This is a genomic window from Neorhizobium tomejilense (assembly GCF_964254135.1).
Classification (GTDB): domain Bacteria; phylum Pseudomonadota; class Alphaproteobacteria; order Rhizobiales; family Rhizobiaceae; genus Neorhizobium; species Neorhizobium tomejilense.
This window is the reverse complement of the sequence record NZ_CAXUSO020000002.1, coordinates 821,691-844,389: the sequence shown is the minus strand read 5'-3', so window position 1 is coordinate 844,389 and position 22,699 is coordinate 821,691. Positions and strand designations below refer to the sequence as shown.

Genomic DNA, 22,699 nt, shown 5'->3' with positions numbered 1-22,699 from the left:
GGACATTCCAACATGACCATCACCGGAGGCGATTCCATCGTCGCTTCACTGCGCGCCCACGATGTGGATACCGTCTTCGGCATACCGGGTGCCCAGCTCTACGGCCTGTTCGACGCCTTTCAGCGCGACGGCATGCGGGTGATCACGCCGCGGCACGAGCAGACATGCGCCTACATGGCGTTCGGTTACGCCCGCGCCTCGGGCAATCCCGGTGTCTATTCCGTCGTGCCCGGGCCGGGCGTGCTCAACACCGGCGCCGCGCTCCTGACTGCCTGGGGCTGCAACGAGCCGGTTCTGTGCCTGACCGGGCAGGTACCGACCGCGTTTCTCGACAAGGGCCGCGGCCATCTGCACGAGATGCGCGACCAGCGCGCCGTTCTCGCCGGCATCGCCAAGTCTGCCGAACGCGCCGACAGGGCAGCGGACGCTTCGGCCGCCATCGCCCATGCGTTTCGCGAGATGCGCTCCCTGAAGCCCGGCCCGGCAACGGTCGAAATGCCCTGGGAGCAGTTCGTGGCGGAGGGTGAATTCGAGATCGCCCGACCGCTCGAAAACCATCCGGACCCGGTGGCGGATGTCGCCATCGGCGAGGCGGCAGCGGCGATCGGCCGGGCGGAACGGCCGATGATCTTCGTCGGGCCTGGCGCCTTCGAGGCCTGTGACGAGGTGCTGCGGCTTGCGGAAATGCTGCATGCGCCGGTGGTCGGCTTTCGTTCCGGACGCGGCGTGGTCTCCAACCGCCACGAACTCGGCCTCACCATCGCCGAGGCGCGAAAGCTCTGGCCGGTGGTCGATTGCGTCATCGGTGTCGGCACCCGGCTCGAGGTGCCGAGCTGGCGTTGGAAGCCGAGAGCAGACGTGCCGGTGGTGCGGCTGGAAATCGACGCGGAGGAACTGATCCGTACACCGGAGGCCCTCGGCGTGCTCGGCCGCGCGAAGACCTCCCTCACGGCGCTGCTTGCCGAACTCAAGCCGCGGACGCCTTCCGACGATTGGCAGGAAGCCATCCGAAAGGCACGCGCGCAAACGGCGCAAGCCATCCAGGAAATCTCGCCGCATTACGGATACCTGCAGGCGATCCGCGCAGCCCTTCCGGATGACGGCATCCTCGTCGAGGAGGTCTGCCAGTCCGGTTTCGCCTCCTGGTACTGCTATCCGGTCTACGAACCCCGCACCTTCATCTCGACCGGCTTCCAGGGCACGCTCGGCTTCGGCTTTCCGACCGCGCTTGGCGTCAAGGTTGCCCGGACGGACGTGCCGGTGGTGTCGATCGCCGGCGATGGTGGCTTCATGTTCGCCGTCCAGGAGCTGGCGACCGCCGCCCAATACGGCATCGACGTCATCACCGTCGTCTTCAACAACTCCGCCTTCGGCAACGTGAAGCGCGACCAGAGCGAAGCTTTCGGGGGACGACTGATCGGCTCGGAACTGAAGAACCCGGATTTCGACAAGCTTGCCGCCGCCTTCCATGTGGATTTCGCCCGAGTGAATGCGCCGGAGGATCTCCGCGCCGCAATCGAGACCGCGATCGCTCGCGGCGGCCCGTGGCTGATCGAAGTGCCGCTGTCGATCGAAAACGAAGTCAGCCCCTGGAAATTCATTCATGGCTGATCCGTCGATGACGAATTCCGTTCGACATCGACGAAAATGCCTATCGTCATGGCAGGGAGCCGTATAAAGTCGGACACCAGAATTCGAGCCGGGGAGGGCTTCGTTTCCGTGTCATCAGATCAGAAAACCATGCGTATCGTTGTGCTGACGGCGGTCCTGCCGGCTTCGGTGGTCTCGACGCTCGAAGGCATGGGCGGGCGGCAAATGTCGGTCGCGGAGGTCGCTGCAGGCGGCGAGATGCCGGGCGTGCAGGCGCTGGTCACCGATCCCGGCGTTGGCGCCAACGCGGATGTACTCGCCAAATTCCCCGACCTGAAGCTGGTCGCCTGTTACGGCATCGGCATCGACTCGATCCATATGCCGACCATCAAGTCGCGCGGCATCGGCATTTCCAATACGCCGGGGCTGTTGACGGAGGATGTCGCCGATCTCGCGATGGCGCTGATGCTGGCTTCTGCCCGCGATATCGTGCCCCAGACCCAATATATTCGCGACGGCCGATGGACGACGATCGCGGCAAAGGTCCCGCTCGGCCGGTCGCTCAAGAACAAGGCGATCGGCATCGTCGGGCTCGGCAATATCGGCGCGGCGATTGCAGAACGCGCCTCCGCTTTCCGCATGCGGGTTTCTTATCATGGTCCGCGGCAGAAACCTGTCCCTTATACCTACATGCCGGATCTCGTCGCGATGGCGAAGCAGAGCGATTTTCTCATTGTCGCCAGCCGCGGCGGCGAGGACACTAGGAAAATCGTCAACCGCGAAGTGCTGGAGGCGCTCGGACCCGAGGGTACGCTGGTCAACGTCTCGCGCGGTTCGATCGTCGACGAGGCGGCGCTGGTGGAGGCGCTCAGGACCGGGAAGCTCGGCTTTGCGGCGCTGGATGTGTTCGCCAACGAGCCGAGGGTTTCGGAAAAGCTGCTGTGGATGCCGAATGTGATCATGACGCCGCACCAGGGCAGCGCCACTGCGGAAACCCGCCTCGCCATGGCCCTTTTGCTGATCGAGAATGTCGACGCGTTTTTCAAGGGAACGCCGCTGCCGACGCCGGTGGTCCCGATCGCGATCTGGGCTTTTGAACTGTAGCTTTTGAACTCTAGGGAGGAATTCAAATGGCATTTCAACGTCACGTCATCGGACTGGCAGGACAGGACCAATCCGGCGAAGTCATCACCGAGTTCGACCGCGCTTCGGTCACCGACGAGGAGTGGGCCGTCCGCGTCGATCTCGCCGCCGCCTATCGTCTCGCAGCACTCTACGGCTGGGACGATCTCATCTACACGCATATCTCGGCTCGCGTCCCTGGCACGGACAATCACTTCCTGATCAACCCGTTCGGGCTCGCCTTCGACGAGATCAAGGCGAGCAACCTCGTCAAGATCGACCACGAGGCGAAGATCATCGGCAAGTCGGACTATCCGGTGAACGGTGCCGGTTTCGTCATCCACCACGCCGTGCACAAGGCTCGCCACGAGCTCAACTGCGTCATGCACCTGCATACCGAGGCAGGCATGGCGCTTTCCATGCTCGATTGCGGCCTGCTGCCGCTCTCCCAGCATTCGATGTTCTTCTACAACCGCATCGGCTATCACGGCTACGAGGGCCTGGCCCTCAATATGGAAGAGCAGGAAAGGCTGATCCACGATCTCGGCCCGCACAAGAACATGATCCTCAAGAACCACGGCACGCTGACATCGGGCGAAAGTGTGGGCGAGGCGTTCGTGTGGACCTTCTGGCTGGAAAAGGCCGCCCGCGCGCAGCTCGCCGCCATGGCCGCCCAGCCGCAGGGTCTCACCGTTCCGGCAGAGAAGATCGCCGAGCTAACCGCGCATATGTACGAGATGTCTCCGGCCAAGCCGGGACTGAAAGAATGGCCGGCCATGCTGCGCAAGCTGGATCGGATCGATCCGAGCTATCGGGACTGACATCCTGAAATGACGGCGTGCGGGGAACTGGCGGTCTTTCCTCTCATTCTCCGCAACGAAAAAGCCGGCGTTTCCGCCGGCTTTTTATTTGCTTCAGCAGGTCTTACTGCTGCGGGATCTGGGCGATGGCCACGTAGTCCTTCCACTCCGCGATCGTCTTGATCATCAGAGCCTGGGCTTCGGCCGGGGTGGAGATGTAGGGGTCGCCACCCTGGTCGGCCAGGAACTTCTGGGTTTCCGGCGCCTGCAGGACGGTATTGAACCAGCCGTTGATCTTGGTGGTGATGTCTTCCGGCGTGCCCTTGGCAACCATGGCACCCCACCAGCCGAGCTGGTCGACGTCAAAGCCCTGTTCCTTCAGGGTCGGAATGTTCGGAGCGCCCTTCATGCGTTCCGGCGAGCCAACGCCGAGAAGACGGAAGCGGCCTTCGCGCTGCTGGGCGAGGGCGAAGACCGGATCGTAGGAGCCGAAGTCCATTGCGCCGCTGGTCATGTCGTTGAGCGAATCGGCGGCGGTCTTGTACTGGACCGAAACGGTCTCGAGGCCGGCTTTCTGCTTGTAGACTTCGGCCATGACCTTGCCCGAAGTGGCGTTGACGGCATAAGAGCCACCATCGCCCTTTGTCTTCATGGCAGCCGTCAGTTCCTTCAGGTCCTTGTAGGGCGCGTCCTTGGCGACGGCGATCATGAAGGCCTGCTTGTTGATGGTCGCGATCGTCATCAGGTCCTTGCCGACGTCGATCGGCGGCTTCTTCATGATCCACATGTTGCCGGCGATCGAGTTGCCGGAATGGACGAAGATCGTGTAGCCGTCCGGCTTGGAGCGCGACGTGTATTCAGCGGCGATGTTGCTGAGCGCGCCCGGCTTGTTTTCGACGATGATCGTGGCGCCGGCGACCTTGGACACCTTGTCCGCGAAATAGCGGACGAGAACGTCGGCGCCGGAGCCGGCCGGGAAGGCGCAGACGAAGGTTATCGTCTGCTCCGGATAGGCGGCCTGGGCGGGGGTAACGTTTGCAATCTGTGCGACCGCCAGCATCGCCATGGCGGCGGTGGCTTGCGCGATCTTCTTAAGCCATTTTGTCACTTTTCATCTCCTATGGCGGTTCGTAAGGGTCCCTGCGAAAGAACCTGCCGCACTATGGCGAGAGGGTCTTTCGAATCGGTTGATTAATTTTGCGGAATCTTGGCCATGGCCACATACGTCTTCCACTCCTCGACGGTCTTGGCGAGCAGTGCCTGACCCTCGTCTGGAGTGCCGACATAGACGTCACCGCCGAATTTCGCGAGGAAGGCGACGGTATCGGGTTGGGCCAGGACTTCGTTAAACAGCGCGTTGATCTTGTCGACCACCGGCTTCGGCGTCGCCTTCGGAACGAAGGAACCCCACCAGCCGAGCTGGTCTATGTCATAGCCCTGTTCCTTGGCGGTCGGGATGTTGGGCAGCGACTTCAGCCGGATCGGCGAACCGGTCGCAAGGATCCGGACACGCTTCTCGTTGGCCTGCGACAGGGAGAAAACCGGATCGTGGACGCCGTAGTCGAGAGAGCCGCTCAGCATGTCGTTGAGCGAATCCTTGGCGTCCTTGAACGAGACTTCGACCGGATCGACGCCGGCGACCTGCTTGTAGATTTCGCCGAGAACCTTGCCGGACGTCGCAGCCGTTGCATAGCTGGCGTTGTTGCCCTTTTCCTTCAGCACCTTGGTCAGCTCCTTCATGTCCTTGATCGGGCTGTCGTAAGCCACGACGAACATGAAGGCCTGCTTGTTGATGAAGGAGGTGGTCTGCAGCTCCTTGACGACGTCGATCGGCGGCGCCTTGAACAGCGACATGTTGGCCGCCGTCGAGGTGCCGGAATGGACGTAGATCGAATATCCGTCCGGCTTGGCACGGGCGGTGTACATGGCGGCGATGTTGCCGGCGGCCCCCGGCTTGTTTTCGACGATCACCGTCTGGCCGGCGACCTTGGCGAACTTGTCGGCAAAGAAGCGGACCAGGACGTCGGCGCCCGAGCCGGCCGGGAAGGCGCAGACGAACGTGATCTGGCCATTCGGATAAGCACCCTGCGCGAACGCACCAAAGGGTGCGAGCGTGGCGGCCGCGGCAGTCGCCATCATCAGGTTTCTGCGTGAGATTTCAGTGGTCATCGGTACAAGTTCCTCCCTTGAACGCCCCAGTCATTCCCGTAGCAAGCTTCCGTGAAGCCCGTTGAACAAGCCTCAGTTTTGCGGGATCTTCGCCAGCGCCACATAGGCACGCCACTCCTCGACGGTCTTCGCAAGAAGCTCGTCGACCTCCTTCGGCGTACCTTTGAAGACGTCCCCACCGAACTTATTCAGGAAGGCTTCCGTTTCCGGCTGGTCAAGCACGTCCCGGAACAGTGCGTTCAGCTTCAGAACGACATCGTCCGGCGTCTTGGCCGGCACGAACACACCCCACCATCCAAGCTGGTCGACATTGAGGCCATATTCCTTGATGGCCGGAATCTCGGGCGTCGACTTCATGCGCTGCGGCGAGCCGACCGCAAGCAGCCTCAGGCGCCCTTCGCGCTGCTGGCTGAGCGCGAAGACCGGGTCGAGCGCCGCGAAATCCAGCTGGCCGCTGGTGATGTCGTTCAGGGAATCCGGACCGGTCTTGTAGGCGACTTCGGTCGCCGAGACGCCTGCCAGCTGTAGGTAGACTTCGGCGAGAACCTTGCCCGAGGTCGCGGTCGAGCCATAGGTGGCGTCGCCCGCCTTGGCCTTCAGGTGCTCGGTGAGTTGCTTCATGTCCTTGATCGGACTATCCGCCGCGACCGCGATCATGAAGGGCTGCTTGTTGATGAACTGGACCCCTCGCAGCGCCTTGGTGACGTCGATCGCGGGTTTCTTGAACAGCGACATGTTGGCCGCGGTCGAGGTGCCCGAATGGACGTAGACGGTATAGCCGTCCGGCTTGGCGCGGCTGACATATTCGGCGGCGATATTGCCGTTGGCGCCCGGCTTGTTCTCGACGATCACCGTCTGCTTTGAAACGGCCGCCACCTTTTCGGAGAAGAAGCGGACCAGAATATCGGCGCCGCTTCCGGCCGGAAAGGCGCATACGAAGGTGATCGTACCATTGGGATAGCCCGATTGTGCGAACGAGACACCGGGGAGAACGGCGGCCATCGTAGCCGCCGCAATCAGGGTGCGTCTTGTCAGTTTCAAATGTTGTTCAGTCATTGGCTCCTCCTCCAAAAAACCGTTGCAGAACGTCCGTTATTCCTCCTGGAACGCCTCCTCGCGTGTCTTTCGGAACTGCGGGAAGATGATCAGGCAAAGCATCAGGACCGTCGCCACGAGAAGCGTGGCCGAGATCGGACGGTCGATGAAGATCGTCGGATCGCCGCGCGAGATGACCAGCGAACGGCGCAGGTTTTCCTCCATCAGCGGGCCGAGAATGAAGCCGAGCACCATGGGCGCGGGCTCGCAGCCGAGCTTGAAGAGGATGTAGCCGAAGACCGTGAAGACGATCATCAGGACCATCATGAACGGCTCGGTGCTCGTCGAGTAGACGCCGATTGCGCAAAACAGCAGGATCGCCGGATAGAGCAGGCGGTAGGGAACCGACAGCAGCTTCACCCAAATGCCGATCATCGGCAGGTTGATGACGACGAGCATCAGGTTGCCGATCCACATCGAGGCGACCATGCCCCAGAAGAGATCGGGGCGGGTGGTCATGACCGCCGCACCCGGCTGGATGCCCTGGATGATCATCGCGCCCATCATGATCGCCATGATCGGGTTCGACGGAATGCCGAGCGTCAGGAGCGGGATGAACGAGGTCTGGGCAGCGGCGTTGTTAGCTGCTTCCGGACCCGCGACACCTTCGACCGCGCCGGTGCCGAACTTGCGCGGGTTCTTCGAAATCTTCTTTTCCAGCGTATAGCTGGCGAAGGAGGCAAGAACCGCGCCGCCGCCCGGCAGGATGCCGAGGAGCGAGCCGAGGCCCGTGCCGCGGAGAGCGGCCGGATAGGCTTCCTTGAATTCCTTCTTGGTCGGCCACATGTCGCGCATACGGGTGCTGATCGCTTCGCGCGGCGGCGGCGGGTTCTCGAGGTTGCGGATGATTTCCACGATACCGAAGAGGCCGAGAACCAGCGGCAGGAAGTCGATGCCTTCCCACAGGCCCGAAAGGCCGAAGGTATAGCGGGTAAGACCCGTGTTGATGTCGGTGCCGACAAGGCCGAGCAGCAGGCCGATCAAGACCATGGCAACGGCCTTCAGGACCGAACCGTGCGCCAGAACGATCGCCATGGTGAGACCGAGCAACATCAACGCGAAATAATCCGGCGAATTGAACTGCTGGGCGATCGAAGCGAGCGGCGGACCGAAGGCGGCGATGAAGACGGTGCCGATCGTGCCGGCGAAGAACGAGCCGAGAGCGGCGATCGCGAGTGCCGCACCCGCGCGGCCCTTGCGGGCCATCTGATGTCCCTCGATACAGGTCACCACCGAGGAAGCTTCACCCGGCATGTTGACCAGGATCGAGGTGGTGGAGCCGCCATATTGTGCCCCGTAATAGATGCCGGCCAGCATGATCAGCGACGAAAGCGGATCGAGCCCGAACGTGATCGGCAGCAGGATCGCCAGCGCGGGAATGGGTCCGATGCCTGGAAGAACGCCGATCAGCGTGCCGAGCACGACGCCGATCAGACAGAACATCAGGTTCTCGAGCGAGCCTGCAGCCATGAAGCCGGTTGCGAGGTGTTCAAAGACTTCCATGGATTACCTGCCCCACCAGACGGGCATTGGCTGCCCAAGCGCGTATACGAAGATGATAACGACGAACGCCGCCGTGGTGACCGCGAAGACGACGGTCTCGACAGGTTTGACGTCGCGCCGTGCATAGGCAGCGAACATGATCAACAGGATCGAGGAGATCACCGCGCCGATTTCAGCGATCAGGATGCCGAAGGCGGCAATCGCCAGCAGGATGAAGACGATCGGGCGGAGCTGGATGCGTTCGATGGCCGGACCTTCGATCGCCAGCGACTTTACCGTGACGATCAGCCCGATCAGTGCGATCAGGCCGCAAATGATCATCGGGAAATAGCCAGGGCCCATGTTGCGGGCGGAACCGAAGGTGAGGTCCGACCCGACATAGAGGCCGACCGCGCCGAAAAGGATGAACAAGATGCCCGCGCCGAAATCCTGCGGACTTTTGATGACCATGGTTTCCTCCCTGAAAACCCGACTATGAGAACCGGTCTGGCTCCCCTTGGGCGCCGGCCAAACCGTCATTATGCATGTTCCTCGGGCCGCGCCTCGAATTCGCAGCCCTGAATTCGTCTATAGGCAACTAGATTTGACTATATACAAGAGTATTTCTCTTGTCAGTCAATCGAATTCCGTAGTCTCCCTTGTCGATCAGATACCACAGCCGCCCGCCGTTTTCGATCCTATCGCATTTATATCAGGAAGCCAGATATCCAAGGTGTAATTTCGTGACATCCTTTCCTGTTTTTGATCTGTGGATTGAAACTTTCAATTGCAGCCGCCGTCTCCCAAGGGCTTGTCCGAAAGCTCCGGCGGGCAGATATGAAATTGGTTTTGAACAAAGTCAATTATACTTTATCAAAAATAGTTGACAGGCGCATGCGCGTCGGGAGAGATTGTCCGTCAGAATTTCAAAGGATAAAAAAATGAAGATTTCTGTCGTGGGAGGAGGGATTGGCGGGCTGACGGCGGCATTGTCGCTGCTCCGCCAGGGGTTTGACGTCGACGTGTACGAACAGGCGGTCGAGCTGAAAGAAGTCGGCGCCGGCGTTCAGGTCAGCGCCAACGGCACGCGGGTTCTGTTTTCGCTCGGGCTCGAAGAAGACATCATGTCGATCGCCTCACAGGCGCAGGGCAAGGAGATTCGTCTCTGGAATACCGGGCAGACCTGGAAACTGTTTGACCTCGGCCCGCTTTCCATCGAGCGTTACGGCTTCCCCTATATCACCATCCACCGCAACGACCTGCACCAGACGCTGGCAGCCGGCGTGCGTCGCATCAAGCCCGATGCGATCAAGCTGTCCAAGAAATGCGTCGGGATAACCCAGGACGACAAGGGCGCGACCATCACCTTCGCCGACGGCACCACCGCCACTTCGGATATCGTCGTCGGCGCCGATGGGGTGCACTCGAAGATCCGCGAGACGCTGTTCGGTCGAGACGATCCGAAATTCACCGGCATCGTCGCCTGGCGCGGCGTCATCCCGGTCGAGCGCCTGCCGGAACGCATGCTGCGGCCGGTCGGCACCAACTGGATCGGTCCTGGCGGCCACGTCATCCAGTACCTTCTGCGCGGCGGCAAGCTGATGAATTACGTCTCGGTCGTCGAGCGCGCCGACTGGCAGGTCGAATCCTGGTCGGTCGCGGGCACCGTGGAAGAGTGCCTTGCCGACTATGAAGGCTGGCACGAGGACATCCACACGATGATCAAGGCAATCGACGTGCCCTACAAGTGGGCGCTGATGCTGCGGCCGCCGATGGACGACTGGACCCGCGGCCGCGTGACGCTGCTCGGAGATGCATGCCATCCGACATTGCCCTTCCTCGCCCAGGGCGCGGTGATGGCGATCGAGGACGGTTTCGTGCTCGCCCGGGCGCTTGCCGAGAACAATGGCAACTACGAAGCGGCTTTTGCCGGTTACGAGGCGGCCCGCGTCGAGCGCACCGGCAAGATCGTCCGCGGCGCCGAAGGCAATCTCAGCCGTTTCCACAATGCTGCGCTGAAGGATCCGAAGCTCGCCGAGGATTACGTCAATGCCGAATGGCAGGAAGACAAGGTCAAGCAGCGCTACGAATGGCTGTTCACCTACGATGCCACCTCGGTGCCGGTCGTGGCGGGAACCAGGTCGCCAGAAGCGGCCGCCTGAGGCCGCGATCACAATTTAATCTCGAAAGCCCGTTCGCCGGGTTACCGGCCGAGCGGGCGAAGCATAACGGGTAGGACATCATGACCACCAAGGCGGAATGGCAGCGAATCCCGCTGATCGTCTCCTTTCCGGAGACCGCGAAATATACCGAGACCTACGGCTTTGCCGGCAATTCGGGCAGGGTCAATCTCGAGGGCCAGCTTCTGCGTGGCACCGGCGCGCCGTCGAAGACGGTCTATGTCTTCATGCATCCAACCTCGACGCTGCAGCTCCTGCCGATGCCGACGGCGCTGGCCGATGCCGGCCTGCACGTGCTTTGCGCCGCCAGCCGTTATCCGAAGAACGACACCGCTCTCATCATGGAAAAGGTGGCGATCGACCTCGGCAAGTGGCTCGATCATGCCCGTGGCGAACTCGGTTACGAGAAGGTGGTTCTGGTCGGCTGGTCGGGCGGCGGCTCACTGTCGCTCTTTTACCAGGCACAGGCCGAGAACCCGACGATCACCCACACGCCGGCCGGCGACGAGGTCAACCTCGTCGAAGCGGGGTTGAAGCCCGCCGACGGCGTGATCTTCATCGCCGCCCACCTGTCGCGTGCCGAAACGCTGACCGAATGGCTCGACCCGTCGGTTCTCGACGAACTCGACCCGGATCTCCGCGACCCGGAATTCGACATCTATTCGCCGGACTGCCCGCACCAGCCACCCTATTCGGCGGAATTCATCCAGCGGTTCCGGGCCGCCCAAGTCGCCCGCAACCGCAAGATCACCCATTGGGCGCTCGACATGCTGGCGGAGCTGAAGCGCCGCGGCTCGTTCGAACAGGAGCGCGCCTTCATCGTCCACCGCACCATGTGCGACGTGCGCTGGTTCGACGGCACCATCGACCCGAACGACCGGCCGATCGGCAAGAGCTATATGGGCGATCCGCGCACAGTCAATGTCGGCCCGGTCGGTCTTGCCCGCTTCACGACGCTGCGTTCGTGGCTTTCCCAGTGGAGCTACGACCTGTCGAATGCCAAGGGGCCGATGAACGCGGCGCTGATCAAGCGCTCGCCGGTGCTGCAGATCGAGAACAATGCCGACGAGGCTGTCCCGGCGACCCACAATCCGACCATCCGGGCGGCGCTCGCCACCGAGAACAAGGAATATATGACGATCCCGCACGCGACCCACTATTACCTCGGCCAGCCGGAGCTTCTGAAGGCTTGCATCGACCGGGTGATCGATTGGAGCAAGCGGCAGGGGTTGTTGGCATGAGAGCAGTCCGGCGTTCGCCGGGAGCGGGCTCCGGACCATCGGGAGGTTTGACCGTGAGCTTCAAAGAAAAGCACCACCGTCCAGGCTGGATCGGTGGTGTGCGTGTTTCGCCTGCATATGCCTTGCAAACAAGGCGATCATACCTGGCCGCGCACCCCCTCATCCGCCTGCCGGCACCTTCTCCCCGATGGGGAGAAGAAGTATGCCGTAGCGTCTTGGGTATCCTCTCCCCTCGGGGAGAGGTCCGCCGAGCGGAGCGGAGGCGGGGTGAGGGGGGCAGTCCTCGTCAGAGGACTGCTTTCTCTCTCAAAGGCAGAGGCCAAGCCTCAAGCCGCAGCCGATTTCCTGGCGATCATGCCGGCCTTCTTCTGGATCCATCCCTTCATCGCGTCATGAGCTTCCGAAGCGGCCTGTTCCAGATAGCCAGGCTCTTCCGTGCGCGCGGTGATTTCGAGACGCAAGCCGTTCGGGTCGAAGAAGTAGATCGAGTTGATGAACTCGTGGTCGATGACGTCGGTGGTCTTCACGCCGGCATCCTGCAATCGTTTCTTGAACGTCAGGACCTCCTCGACCGAATCGACTTCCATCGCGAAGTGCTGGACCCAGTCCGGCGTGTTCGGCGAGGGAAGCGGCATGGTGTTTTCGCCGAGGTCGAAGAAGGCCATGTAGGAGCCGTCGCCCATTTCGAAGAAGAAATGCGCGTAGGGCTTTTCTTCGCCCGTCGACGGCACCTTGTCGGCGGTCATGCAGTTGACCAGCGGCAGGCCAAGCAGGTCCTCGTAGAACTTGCGGGTCTCCTCGCCATCGCGGCAGGGGTAGGAAAAGTGATAGAGTTTGCGAAGCTTTGGTGCGTCAACCATGGTGGTTCCTCCATATCCAGGCTTGTTGCATTGGCCGTGATGGTAGGCCCTTGCCGACCCTCCCATGTCCACCTTGCAGGTGGACATGCCCACGACGGATTTATTCTCAACCCTGGAGGCGTCAATGCCTGCGCTTGATGGAGACAACGTGACCGTCATGGCCGCCCTCATGGACGAAGTCGGCGAGCCCGGCTTCCCCGAAAAATTGCTGGAAACGCTGCGCGGCATCGCCGGCACCGATTTCTGTTCCGCCTTCCAGGCCGAGGAAGACGGATCGCTCACCTATCTCTTCGCCTGCGGTTATCACTCGACCATCCCGGGCTTTGCCGAGCGCGCCTCGCTCGACTATGCCCGCCGTTACTGGCTGCGCGACCGGGTGACCCGCCAGATGCTGAACGCAGGCCCCGGACTTGCCAAGGTGCAGGTCATCCGCCAGGCCTGGAATGGCATTCGCGACCCCGAATACCGCCGCGACTGTTACGAGCGTGCCCATGTGCTCGAACGCCTGACCATCTATCACTCGGAGGAACCGCGGATCTTCGCCAGCCTCTATCGCACCCGCGAAAGCGGCCCGTTCCCGCTCTCCGCCGTCGAACGGCTGGAAGCCTCCGCGCCGCTCTTGATGGCCATGGTCGTCAAGCACGTGCGGCTCCGGGGCCGGCCGCCGACGGCGCCACTGCATCCGCCACAACAGGAGATCGCCGGGCGCCTGCTGCAGGCGGGGTTTGCACTTTCGGGCCGTGAGGCGGAGGTTTCCGCCGGCCTGCTGCTTGGCCGCACCCATCGGGAAATTTCCGAAAAGGTCGGGCTCGCGCTTTCGAGCATCGTCACCTACCGTCAGCGCGCCTATCGCAAGCTCGGGGTCAGCGACCGGCGCGGGCTCGAAGCGCTTTATGAAGGAATTTCGCGCGTTTAACGCATCATTTCGAGGAGGGATTTCAGATGATTTCGATCAAGGACCGTATTGCCATCGTCACCGGCGCTAGCTCGGGCATCGGCTGGGGCATCGCCAAGGCGATTGCCGCTGAGGGCGCCGTCGCCGTGCTTGCCGCCCGCAGCGCCGACAAGCTTGAAAAACTGGCAGCCGAGATCGAGGCCGAAGGCGGCCGCGCGTTCGTCGTGCCGACCGATGTCACAGATGATGCACAGGTCGAAAAGCTGTTCGCCACGGTGAAGGAGAAATATGGCCGGCTCGACATCCTGATCAACAATGCCGGCATTGCCGACCATACGCCGGTCGAAAAGCTCACCAACGAGCGCTGGCACGAGGTGATCGGGGCAAACCTGCACTCTGTCTTTTATTGCAGCCGCGCCGCCTTTGTCCTCATGCAGGAACAGAAGCGCGGTCGGATCATCAACATGGGCAGCCTGTCGTCCAAGGTTCCGCGCGGCCATACCGCCGCCTATACCGCGAGCAAGTTCGCGCTCGAAGGCCTCACCCGTTCGCTCGCCGTCGATGGCCGCGAGCACGGCATTGCGGTCTCCGTGGTACATCCGGGCTCGACGGTCAGCTCGCTGGTTCCCGGCATCACCGACAAGGTCCGGCCCGCAACCATGATGCCTCTGGATGTGGCGCGGATCGTCGTGCTGATGGCGACGCTGCCGGACGACGTGAACCTTTACGAAAGCATCATCCTGCCGGTCGAAATGCCGTTCCTCGGCCGCGGTTAAGTATCGGTTCAGCACGACGTCAAACGGTTTTCTTTTCGCCAGGCCTGAGATTGAAAGCCGCTTGACGCATATTCGGGTCCCTGATATCCATTTCCCCAGTAGGGAGAATTTGCTATGGAAAACCAGACCGAATCCGCTGCCGCCGGCCAGAACAATGGCAAGTGGGGCGAATATGTTACCGTGGATTTCGACGAGGGCATCGCCTGGGTGACGCTCAACCGTCCGAAGCAGCGCAACGCCATCAACCCGGGCATCGTCTGGGAAATGAACGCGATCATGGATGCGCTGGAAGAAGATGACCGCTGCAAGGTGATGGTTGTTACCGGCGCCGGCGAATCCTTCTCGGCCGGCATGGACCTCAAGGAATATTTCCGCGCTACCGACAAGGTGCCGCCGATCCAGCGCGAACGCCTGTTCCGGGCGAACGCCGCATGGCAGTGGCGCCGGATGATGTATTTCCCGAAGCCGACCATCTCCATGGTCAACGGCTGGTGTTTCGGCGGCGCCTTCCAGTTCCTGGTCGGCTGCGACCTGGCCATCGCCTCGGAAGACGCCATCTTCGGTCTTTCTGAAATCAACTGGGGCATCATCCCGGCAGGCATCGTCACCAAGTCGGTGCTGGAGACGATGAGCTTCCGCGACGCGATGTATTACATCATGACCGGGGAAACCTTCACCGGCCAGCAGGCTGCCGACATGAAACTGGTCAACAAGGCCGTTTCGCCGGACGAACTGAAGGCCGAGACCCGCAAGCTCGCTATGACGCTGATCGGCAAGAACCCCTTCGTGCTGCGCCAGGCCAAGACCGCCTGCCGTTTCACCCGCGATCTTACCTGGGAACAGGCGGGCGAATACCTGATGGCGAAGTCCGACCAGACGGAGCTCCGCGACCCGGAAAACGGCCGCAATACCGGCATGAGTCAGTTCCTGGACGAGAAATCCTTCCGCCCGGGCCTCGGTGCCTACCGTCGCGACTAAGAAGTGGCTCCCATGGCTGATACGATGACCACCACTCCCAAGGCGCTCGATCCGGCCAAGCCGTTCGATCTTGACCGTCTGCTGCGCCCACGATCGATCGCGATCGTGGGCGCGTCGCCGGATCCCGCTTCGATCGGCGGCGGCGTGCTCGCCAATCTCGAACTCTTCAAATATACAGGCGACCTGCATCTCGTCAGCCGTTCGCGCGACGAGATCAACGGCCGCGCCTGCGTGAAGACCATCGCCGATCTGCCTGATGGCGTCGACGTGGTGATTCTCATCGTGCCGCAGGTGGCGATCAAGGAATCGGTTCTTGCCTGTGTCGATCGGGATGTGGCGGGCGTCATCGTTTACTCTTCCGGTTTCGCCGAAGCAGGCGAGGAAGGCCGCCGCCAGCAGGATGAGCTTGCCGAGATCTGCCGCAAGGCGGGCATGGCCATGCTCGGACCCAACTGCATGGGCTATACCAATTATGTGGACGGCGTTCCGCTGACCTTCGAGCCGGTCGACCTGCGCGGCGTCGGCGAGCGCTCCAGAGTGGCTATCGTCGCCCAGAGCGGTGCGACGGCGGCCAATATTCGCTTCGCCATGCATTCCCGCGACATCGCGGTCTCCTACGTCATAGCCACCGGCAACGAAGCGGTGATCGCCGCCGAGGATCTGGTCGCCTGGCTGATCGAGGACAAGGACAACGCGGTCGTCGCGGTCTATGTCGAACAGGTCAAGAACCCCCAAAAGTTTCTCGCGGTTGCGCGGCGTGCCCGCGAGCTCGGCAAGCCGATCGTCATGCTGCATCCGGGCTCCAGCGAGCGCGGCAAGCAGGCGGCGCAATCGCATACCGGCGCGCTTGCCGGCGACCATGCGCTGATGCAGACGGCCGTGCGCAACGAGGCCGTCGCGCTGGTCGAGACCACCGACGAACTGTTCGACGTCACCGCCATCCTGGCGCGCTACCCGTCGCCGCCGCCGGGCGAGGCGGGCATCGTCACCAATTCCGGCGCCATCCGCGGCCTCTGCTTCGATTTCTGCGAACGCGTCGGCCTGCCGATCGCGACGCTGTCAGACGAGGTGCATGCCGAGCTTGCAACGCAAGTGCCGCCTTACGTCCATGTCGACAACCCGTTCGACATCGGCACGACCGGCTTCTCCAATCCTGGTATTTTCGGAACGTCCACGGCATCCATGCTGAAGGATCCGAATGTGGGCATCGTCTTCCTGTCGCACGCGGGCGGCTCGCCGCCGATGCAGATCAAGAAGTCGGATGCCATCATCCCGGTTGCCGCGACCGCGACAAAGCCCGTCATCCTCAACATTGTCGGCGACGACTACCCGCTCGACCCGACCTTCATGAAGGCGGTGCGCGACAGCGGGATCCCGTTCTTCCGCTCGCCGGAACGCGCCATGCGCGCCATGGCGGTGGTGATGAATTATGCGGCGGCGCTCGCCGCCACCAAGGACCGCGCCCCGGAAGGTGGACGGATCGCCAAACTGCCACCCTCCGGTCTCGTGGTCGAGTATGAAGGCAAGCGTATCCTTGCCGATCTCGGCATCCATATCCCCAAGGGGGCTTTGGCCAAGTCCGCCGACGAAGCCGCGACGATCGCAGCCGATGTCGGCTATCCGGTGGTCATGAAGGCGCAGGCAGCCGAACTCGCCCACAAGAGCGATGTCGGCGGCGTCATCGTCAATATCGCCGACGAGCCGGCGCTACGGGCGGCGCATGAAAAGATGTATGCCAGCATCGCCAAGCACAAGCCGGGCCTGAAGCTCGACGGCGTGCTGATCGAGGGCATGGCGCGCCAGGGCCTCGAAATGGTGGTCGGTGCCAGACGTGATCCGCAATGGGGTCCGGTCGTGCTGGTCGGCCTCGGCGGCGTCTGGATCGAGGCTCTCGCCGATGCCCGCCTGCTGCCGGCCGATATCAGCCGCGAGCGGGCGATCGCCGAAATCCGCAAGCTGAAGGCTTCGAAGCTGCTCGGCGCCTTCCGTGGCCAGCCGGCGCGCGATGTCGAAGCAATCGCCGACGTGGTCGTCAAGCTCGGCGCGCTGATGCGCTCGGAGCCTCAGATCGTCGAGGTCGATATCAATCCGCTCGTTGTCTATGGCGAGGGGGACGGGGCTTTGGCTCTCGACGCGCTATTCGTGGTGCAGTGAGGGCGTAAGCCCTCGCTGAGATTTTGGGGTGTAGCCCCCTCATCCGCCTGCCGGCACCTTCTCCCCGAGGGGAGAAGGCGAATTGCCGCAATGTCTCAGATCCTCCTCTCCCCAGCGGGGAGAGGGTGGCCGAGCGGAGCGGAGGCCGGGTGAGGGGGTGGGACGCCCAATATTTGTCAGTCTATCACGAGGGAGGAAACCGTGATGCAGACCCAATCCTATGGTGAATTGAAGCTCTTTGTGGATGGCGAGTGGCTCGGCGCGGAAGGCCGGATGACGGAAGACGTCATCAATCCGGCAACCGGCGAGCCGATCGGCGCCCTGCCGCATGCAACTACGGCGGATCTCGAGCGAGCCGTGGCAGCCGCGACCCGTGAATTCAAGGCCTGGAAGGCAACGACCGCCTTCGACCGCGCCAAGATCATCCGCAAGGCAGCCGACATTTTGCGCGAACGGGCCAACGAAATCGGCCGGCGCATGGCGCTCGACCAGGGCAAGCCGCTCGCCGAGGCGATCCCGGAAGTCCATATCTCGGCCGACATCCTCGACTGGACCGCCGACGAGGGCCGCCGTTCCTATGGCCGGATCGTGCCGGCCCGCGTGCCCGGCGTTAAATGGATGGTCACCAGGGAACCCGTCGGCCCCGTCGCCGGCTTCACGCCCTGGAATTTCCCCGGTGTCATCCCGGCCCGCAAGATCTCGGCCGCGCTTGCGACCGGCTGCACCATGGTCATCAAACCCTCGGAAGAGACGCCGGCGACCGTGCTCGAGATCGCCCGGGCGCTGCAGGATGCGGGCCTGCCGAACGGCGTGCTGAACGTCGTGCACGGCAAGCCGGCGGACGTTTCCGAACACCTGATCGCCGCAGACGGCATCCGCAAGATCACCTTCACCGGCTCGACCGCCGTTGGCCAGCATCTCGCCGTCCTCGCCGCGAAAGCCGGTGTCAAGCGCGCTACGATGGAGCTCGGCGGCCATGCCCCCGTGCTGATCTTCGAGGACGCCGATATCGACCACGCCATCCGCGTCATGGTGCACGCGAAATACCGCAATGCCGGTCAGGTCTGCATCTCGCCGACCCGGTTCTACGTCCATGACAGCGTCCACGACAAGTTCGTCGACGGCTTTGCCAAGGCGGCCTCGGCCCTGAAGGTCGGCGACGGTCTCGACCCGTCGAGCCAGATGGGACCGCTCGCCAACAGCCGTCGCGTGCCGGCGATGGAGCGCATGGTCGCCGATGCAGTGCAGCGTGGCGCCACGGTGAAGGCCGGCGGCGAGCGCGGCAGCAATCGCGGCTACTTTTTCCAGCCGACGGTGCTGGCCGACGTGCCGCAGGACGCGATCATCATGAATGACGAGCCCTTCGGCCCTGTCGCCGTCACTGCCCGCTTCACCTCCTTCGACGAGGTGATCGAACAGGCCAACCGGCTGCCCTACGGCCTTGCCTCCTATGCCTTCACCCGGTCCAGCCAGACCGCGGCGATGGTCAGCGACGCGCTCGAGGCCGGCATGGTCGGCATCAACAACAACTTCATCTCGATGGCCGAAACGCCGTTCGGCGGCGTCAAGCAGAGCGGTTACGGCTCCGAAGGCGGCACCGAGGGCATGGATGCCTATCTCGTCACCAAAATGACCAGCCTGTCATAAGGTCCCGGACCTTTTAGGAGAACATGATGACCATTGAAGCAAGCGATCTGGGCGGAGAGAACGTCAAGGTCGAATTCGAGGACGGCATTGCCTGGGTGAAGCTGAACCGCCCGGACAAGCGCAACGCCATGAGCGTCGGTCTTGCCGAAGACATGATCCGGGTGCTCGACGCGCTTGAAATCGACGACCGCGCCGGCGTGATCATCCTCACCGGCGAGGGCGATGCCTTCTCAGCCGGCATGGACCTCAAGGACTTCTTCCGCGCCACCGATGGTGTGTCGGACGTCAAGCGCATGCGCGCCTACCGCTCGACCCGCGCCTGGCAGTGGCGCCTGCTGATGCACTACGCCAAGCCAACCATCGCCATGGTCAACGGCTGGTGTTTTGGCGGCGCCTTCACGCCGCTGATCTGCTGCGACCTGGCGATCGCCTCCGAAGATGCGGTGTTCGGCCTATCGGAAATCAACTGGGGCGTCATCCCCGGCGGCGTCGTCTCGAAGGCCATCTCGACGCTGATGAACGACCGCAAGGCGATGTATTACGTCATGACCGGTGAAAAATTCGGCGGCAAGATGGCCGAGCAGCTTGGCCTGGTGAACGAGGCGGTGCCGGCCGACAAGCTTCGCGAGCGCACCGTCGAGATCGCCCGCGTGCTCCTCGAAAAGAACCCGACCGTGCTCCGCCAGGCACGCATGGCCTATAAGTATGTGCGCGAGATGACCTGGGAGGAGTCGGCGGAATACCTGACCGCCAAAGCCGACCAGACGACGTTCGTCGATCCTGAAAAGGGCCGCGAAAAGGGGCTGTCGCAGTTTCTTGACACGAAGACCTATCGTCCGGGGCATGGGGCGTATACGCGCGAGGAGTGAGGGAGTCTGTGCTTCAGAGCGCATGAAGCTGATAGAGGCATGGGGCGATGCGGCAAGGCGATCTCCCCCCTTGAGGGGGAGATGCCCGGCAGGGCAGAGGGGGGTGCCGCGGCACGCTCTTCTGCAGTTGAGTTCACGGCGCCAGCCCCCTCTGTCACCTCCGGTGACATCTCCCCCTCAAGGGGGGAGATTCGGGAGTTTGCCGCGCCGCGTCACTTCATCTAATCGCGAGACCCAGTCATGGACCTGAACTATTCGGACGAGCAGCTTCTGTTGAAGGAAAGCGCCGAGCGGTTCCTGAAGGATCGCTACGACTTCGAGAAGCGCAACAAGATCATCGCGTCGGAGACCGGCTTCGATGCCGGCATCTGGTCCGAGATGGCCGATCTCGGCTGGCTGGCGCTGCCGTTTGCCGAGGAGAATGGCGGGCTCGGCGGCGGCGCGGTGGAAATCTCGCTGATCATGGAAGCGATCGGCCGCGCGCTGATGGTCGAACCCTATCTTGCTTCCGTCATTCTCGCCGGCAGGCTGGTCGAAAAGCTTGGCTCCGAAGACCAAAAAGCCGAGATCCTCGGCGGCCTGATCGCTGGCACCTCGCGCCCGGCGCTGGCGCATGCGGAACGCCAGACCGGTTTCGACCTCGGCAACATCGCCACAACCGCCACGAAGAGCGGGGATGGCTACGCCATCACCGGTGAAAAGCCGCTGGTTCCCGGCGGCCCCTTCGCAAATATCTTTCTGGTTTCGGCCAAGTTCGACGGGTCAGTAAAATTGTTCGTCGTACCTGCGGATGCTGCGGGCCTGACGCGGACCGAGGTGAAACTCGTCGATGGCAGCCGCGCCAGCGATCTCGTTCTCGACAACGTCTCCCTACCCGCGTCGGCGTTATTTAGTGCTGAGGCCGATACGCTCGCCGAAATCGAAGTGGCTTACGACCGCGTCAATGCGGCGCTTGCCTCGGAAGCGGTCGGCATCATGGATGCGCTGATGGACGCGACCGTTGCCTATACCAAGGAGCGCGTGCAGTTCGGCAAGCCGCTCGCCGCCTTCCAGGCGCTGCAGCACCGGATGGCCGAGATGGCGGTGAAATGCCAGGAAGCCCGCGGTTCCGCATTGCTTGCCACGCTTTCCGTCGATGCGCCGCGCATGACGCGCATCCGCGGCGTTTCCGGCGCCCGTGCCAAGATCGGCAAGGTTTCCCGCTCCGTCGCGCAGGAGGCGATCCAACTGCATGGCGCCATGGGCTTTTCGGAAGAGATGCCGATCGGCGCCTGGTTCCGCCGGCTTTATGCGATCGAAAACACGTTTGGCACGACCGCGGACCACCTGAAGCGCTATGGCGAGATCATCCGCGATCCTGCCATGCTCTCCGGCAGCCTGCTGCGCGAACCCGTCTGAGGAGATTTCCATGGATCTGTTGATGACGGAAGAAGAGGTTCGGTTCCGCGACGAGGTTCGGACATTCCTCGACGTCCATCTGGACGAGGGCCTGAAGCGCGCCGAGCGGCTGAACCCCAGCTTCCTCGCCGACCCCGCTATCGGCCTCAAATGGCAGGCGAAGCTCAACGACAAGGGCTGGGCCGCCCCATCCTGGCCGAAACAATATGGCGGCACCGGCTGGACGCTCGCCGAGCGCTACATCTTCGACCAGGAATGCGAACGCGCCGGCGAGCCGCATTTCCGCGGCGCCTCGATCAAGATGATCGCCCCGGTGATCATGCGCTACGGCAACGATGCGCAGAAGCGTTTCTACCTGCCGCGCATCCTGAGTGGCGAGGATGTCTGGGCTCAGGGTTATTCCGAACCGGGCTCCGGCTCCGACCTCGCCTCGCTGAAGACCACGGCGGTGCTCGACGGCGACCACTACATCGTCAACGGCTCAAAGATCTGGTCGACGCTGGCGCATCACGCCACGCGGATGTTCGCGCTGGTACGCACCGCCGACACGGGCAAGAAACAGGAAGGCATCACCTTCATCCTGATCGACCTGAAATCGCCCGGCGTCACCATCCGGCCGATCCGCTCGATCTGCGGCACGCATGAGTTCAACCAGGTCTTCTTCGACGACGTGCAAGTGCCGGTCTCCGACCGCATCGGTGACGAGGGCGAAGGCTGGGACATCGCAAAGTACCTGCTTGAGTTCGAGCGGGGCGGCGCGTTCGCCGGCGGCGTGCTGCGCGCCATGCTGGCGCGCCTGCACCGGCTTGCCTCGGAACCACTGCCCGACGGGCGAACGATGATCGACGATCCGCTGTTCATGGCGCGCTTTGCCGAGATTGCCACGGATGTCGATGCCAACGACATGCTGGAGCTTTCGGCCATGTCCAAGGTCCAGGCGGGCGGCAATCCGGGGTCGGTGCCGTCCTCGACGATGAAGATCGAGCGCAGCCGCATCCGCCAGTCGATCGCCGAACTCGCGGCCTCGATCCTTGGCCCGAATGCGTTACGCTGGGAAGAGCATCGGCCGCTGCACGAGTTGCCGGAGGAAAGTGAGATCGACGAAGAACGCAAGTTAGCCTCCGCCGTCTATTTCAATTCCCGCTCCCAGAGCATTTTCGGCGGCAGCAACGAGATTCAGCTGGAGATTATCGCAAAGGCGCTGCTCAGATGAGCATCTTCTGAAACCATATCCCATCCGGCGCGTTACCGGCCGAACCGATCAACCCGGAGAACGCCCGTTGGATATCATCCGCATTCTGCTCGCCTTCATCCTGCCGCCGCTGGGGGTGTTCCTGCAGGTGGGGCTCGGCCTGCATTTCTGGCTGAACATCCTGCTCACCCTCTGCGGCTGGCTTCCCGGCATCGTGCATGCGCTGTGGGTGATCCTCAAGAAATAACCGG

The 22,699-nt window shown here is 62.6% G+C and carries 20 protein-coding genes; 14 read left to right on the top strand and 6 right to left on the bottom strand.

All coding sequences use genetic code 11. From position 1 onward, the window contains the following. Positions 1-12: 12 nt before the first annotated feature. From ACSQ3G_RS26745 to ACSQ3G_RS26735, 3 genes are all read left to right on the top strand, one after another. A complete protein-coding gene (locus ACSQ3G_RS26745) occupies positions 13-1,611 on the top strand; it encodes a thiamine pyrophosphate-dependent enzyme (RefSeq protein ID WP_436112399.1) in 1,599 nt (532 codons plus the stop codon). Positions 1,612-1,740: 129 nt separating this feature from the next. Beyond that, positions 1,741-2,694 carry a 2-hydroxyacid dehydrogenase gene (locus tag ACSQ3G_RS26740; protein WP_436112398.1) on the top strand — a complete coding sequence of 318 codons (954 nt, stop codon included), beginning with the start codon at positions 1,741-1,743 and terminating at the stop codon, positions 2,692-2,694. A gap of 26 nt (positions 2,695-2,720) precedes the next feature. Further along, entirely contained in the window at positions 2,721-3,533 is an 813-nt protein-coding gene (locus ACSQ3G_RS26735; protein WP_105404302.1) for a class II aldolase/adducin family protein, read from the top strand. A 103-nt stretch (positions 3,534-3,636) separates the two neighbouring features. Here the strand turns inward: ACSQ3G_RS26735 and ACSQ3G_RS26730 are convergent, their stop codons facing one another. The 5 genes from ACSQ3G_RS26730 to ACSQ3G_RS26710 all read right to left on the bottom strand — a co-directional run bounded on the left by ACSQ3G_RS26730 (position 3,637) and on the right by ACSQ3G_RS26710 (position 8,729). Beyond that, entirely contained in the window at positions 3,637-4,620 is a 984-nt protein-coding gene (locus tag ACSQ3G_RS26730) for a Bug family tripartite tricarboxylate transporter substrate binding protein (protein ID WP_436112397.1), read from the bottom strand. Between the two features lie 83 nt (positions 4,621-4,703). After that, positions 4,704-5,681: a Bug family tripartite tricarboxylate transporter substrate binding protein gene (locus tag ACSQ3G_RS26725; RefSeq protein ID WP_105422491.1), complete on the bottom strand. Its 978-nt coding sequence runs from the start codon at positions 5,679-5,681 to the stop codon at positions 4,704-4,706. A gap of 72 nt (positions 5,682-5,753) precedes the next feature. Beyond that, positions 5,754-6,737: a Bug family tripartite tricarboxylate transporter substrate binding protein gene (locus tag ACSQ3G_RS26720; protein WP_436112396.1), complete on the bottom strand. Its 984-nt coding sequence runs from the start codon at positions 6,735-6,737 to the stop codon at positions 5,754-5,756. 36 nt (positions 6,738-6,773) lie between these two features. Beyond that, positions 6,774-8,279, bottom strand: a complete 1,506-nt coding sequence (locus ACSQ3G_RS26715) for a tripartite tricarboxylate transporter permease (RefSeq protein ID WP_105404306.1) — start codon at positions 8,277-8,279, stop codon at positions 6,774-6,776. A gap of 3 nt (positions 8,280-8,282) precedes the next feature. Further along, on the bottom strand, positions 8,283-8,729 hold the full coding sequence (locus ACSQ3G_RS26710; RefSeq protein ID WP_172724165.1) for a tripartite tricarboxylate transporter TctB family protein: 447 nt from the start codon (positions 8,727-8,729) through the stop codon (positions 8,283-8,285). A gap of 470 nt (positions 8,730-9,199) precedes the next feature. Here ACSQ3G_RS26710 and ACSQ3G_RS26705 point away from each other — a divergent pair, with 470 nt between their 5' ends. Further along, the gene (locus ACSQ3G_RS26705; RefSeq protein WP_436112395.1) at positions 9,200-10,420 is read left to right on the top strand and encodes an FAD-dependent monooxygenase; all 1,221 of its coding nucleotides are present in this window, start codon (positions 9,200-9,202) and stop codon (positions 10,418-10,420) included. Positions 10,421-10,500: 80 nt separating this feature from the next. Continuing rightward, positions 10,501-11,679, top strand: coding sequence for an alpha/beta hydrolase family protein (locus tag ACSQ3G_RS26700; RefSeq protein WP_436112394.1), 1,179 nt, complete (start codon positions 10,501-10,503; stop codon positions 11,677-11,679). Between the two features lie 326 nt (positions 11,680-12,005). Here the strand turns inward: ACSQ3G_RS26700 and ACSQ3G_RS26695 are convergent, their stop codons facing one another. Further along, the gene (locus tag ACSQ3G_RS26695) at positions 12,006-12,539 is read right to left on the bottom strand and encodes a VOC family protein (RefSeq protein ID WP_436112393.1); all 534 of its coding nucleotides are present in this window, start codon (positions 12,537-12,539) and stop codon (positions 12,006-12,008) included. A gap of 124 nt (positions 12,540-12,663) precedes the next feature. Between ACSQ3G_RS26695 and ACSQ3G_RS26690 the strand changes: the two genes are divergently transcribed. The 9 genes from ACSQ3G_RS26690 to ACSQ3G_RS26650 all read left to right on the top strand — a co-directional run bounded on the left by ACSQ3G_RS26690 (position 12,664) and on the right by ACSQ3G_RS26650 (position 22,695). Further along, positions 12,664-13,455: a helix-turn-helix transcriptional regulator gene (locus ACSQ3G_RS26690; protein WP_436112392.1), complete on the top strand. Its 792-nt coding sequence runs from the start codon at positions 12,664-12,666 to the stop codon at positions 13,453-13,455. 26 nt (positions 13,456-13,481) lie between these two features. Beyond that, on the top strand, positions 13,482-14,210 hold the full coding sequence (locus ACSQ3G_RS26685; RefSeq protein WP_436112391.1) for an SDR family oxidoreductase: 729 nt from the start codon (positions 13,482-13,484) through the stop codon (positions 14,208-14,210). Positions 14,211-14,324: 114 nt separating this feature from the next. Then, positions 14,325-15,188, top strand: coding sequence for a p-hydroxycinnamoyl CoA hydratase/lyase (locus ACSQ3G_RS26680; RefSeq protein WP_046599283.1), 864 nt, complete (start codon positions 14,325-14,327; stop codon positions 15,186-15,188). A 12-nt stretch (positions 15,189-15,200) separates the two neighbouring features. Further along, the gene (locus ACSQ3G_RS26675) at positions 15,201-17,342 is read left to right on the top strand and encodes an acetate--CoA ligase family protein (RefSeq protein ID WP_436112390.1); all 2,142 of its coding nucleotides are present in this window, start codon (positions 15,201-15,203) and stop codon (positions 17,340-17,342) included. Positions 17,343-17,546: 204 nt separating this feature from the next. Beyond that, the gene (locus tag ACSQ3G_RS26670; protein ID WP_436112389.1) at positions 17,547-18,989 is read left to right on the top strand and encodes an NAD-dependent succinate-semialdehyde dehydrogenase; all 1,443 of its coding nucleotides are present in this window, start codon (positions 17,547-17,549) and stop codon (positions 18,987-18,989) included. A gap of 26 nt (positions 18,990-19,015) precedes the next feature. Continuing rightward, positions 19,016-19,858: a p-hydroxycinnamoyl CoA hydratase/lyase gene (locus ACSQ3G_RS26665; RefSeq protein ID WP_247138470.1), complete on the top strand. Its 843-nt coding sequence runs from the start codon at positions 19,016-19,018 to the stop codon at positions 19,856-19,858. 240 nt (positions 19,859-20,098) lie between these two features. Further along, on the top strand, positions 20,099-21,256 hold the full coding sequence (locus ACSQ3G_RS26660) for an acyl-CoA dehydrogenase family protein (protein WP_436112388.1): 1,158 nt from the start codon (positions 20,099-20,101) through the stop codon (positions 21,254-21,256). A 10-nt stretch (positions 21,257-21,266) separates the two neighbouring features. Further along, positions 21,267-22,469, top strand: coding sequence for an acyl-CoA dehydrogenase family protein (locus ACSQ3G_RS26655; protein WP_436112387.1), 1,203 nt, complete (start codon positions 21,267-21,269; stop codon positions 22,467-22,469). A gap of 67 nt (positions 22,470-22,536) precedes the next feature. Continuing rightward, on the top strand, positions 22,537-22,695 hold the full coding sequence (locus tag ACSQ3G_RS26650; RefSeq protein WP_046605997.1) for a YqaE/Pmp3 family membrane protein: 159 nt from the start codon (positions 22,537-22,539) through the stop codon (positions 22,693-22,695). Positions 22,696-22,699: the final 4 nt, after the last annotated feature.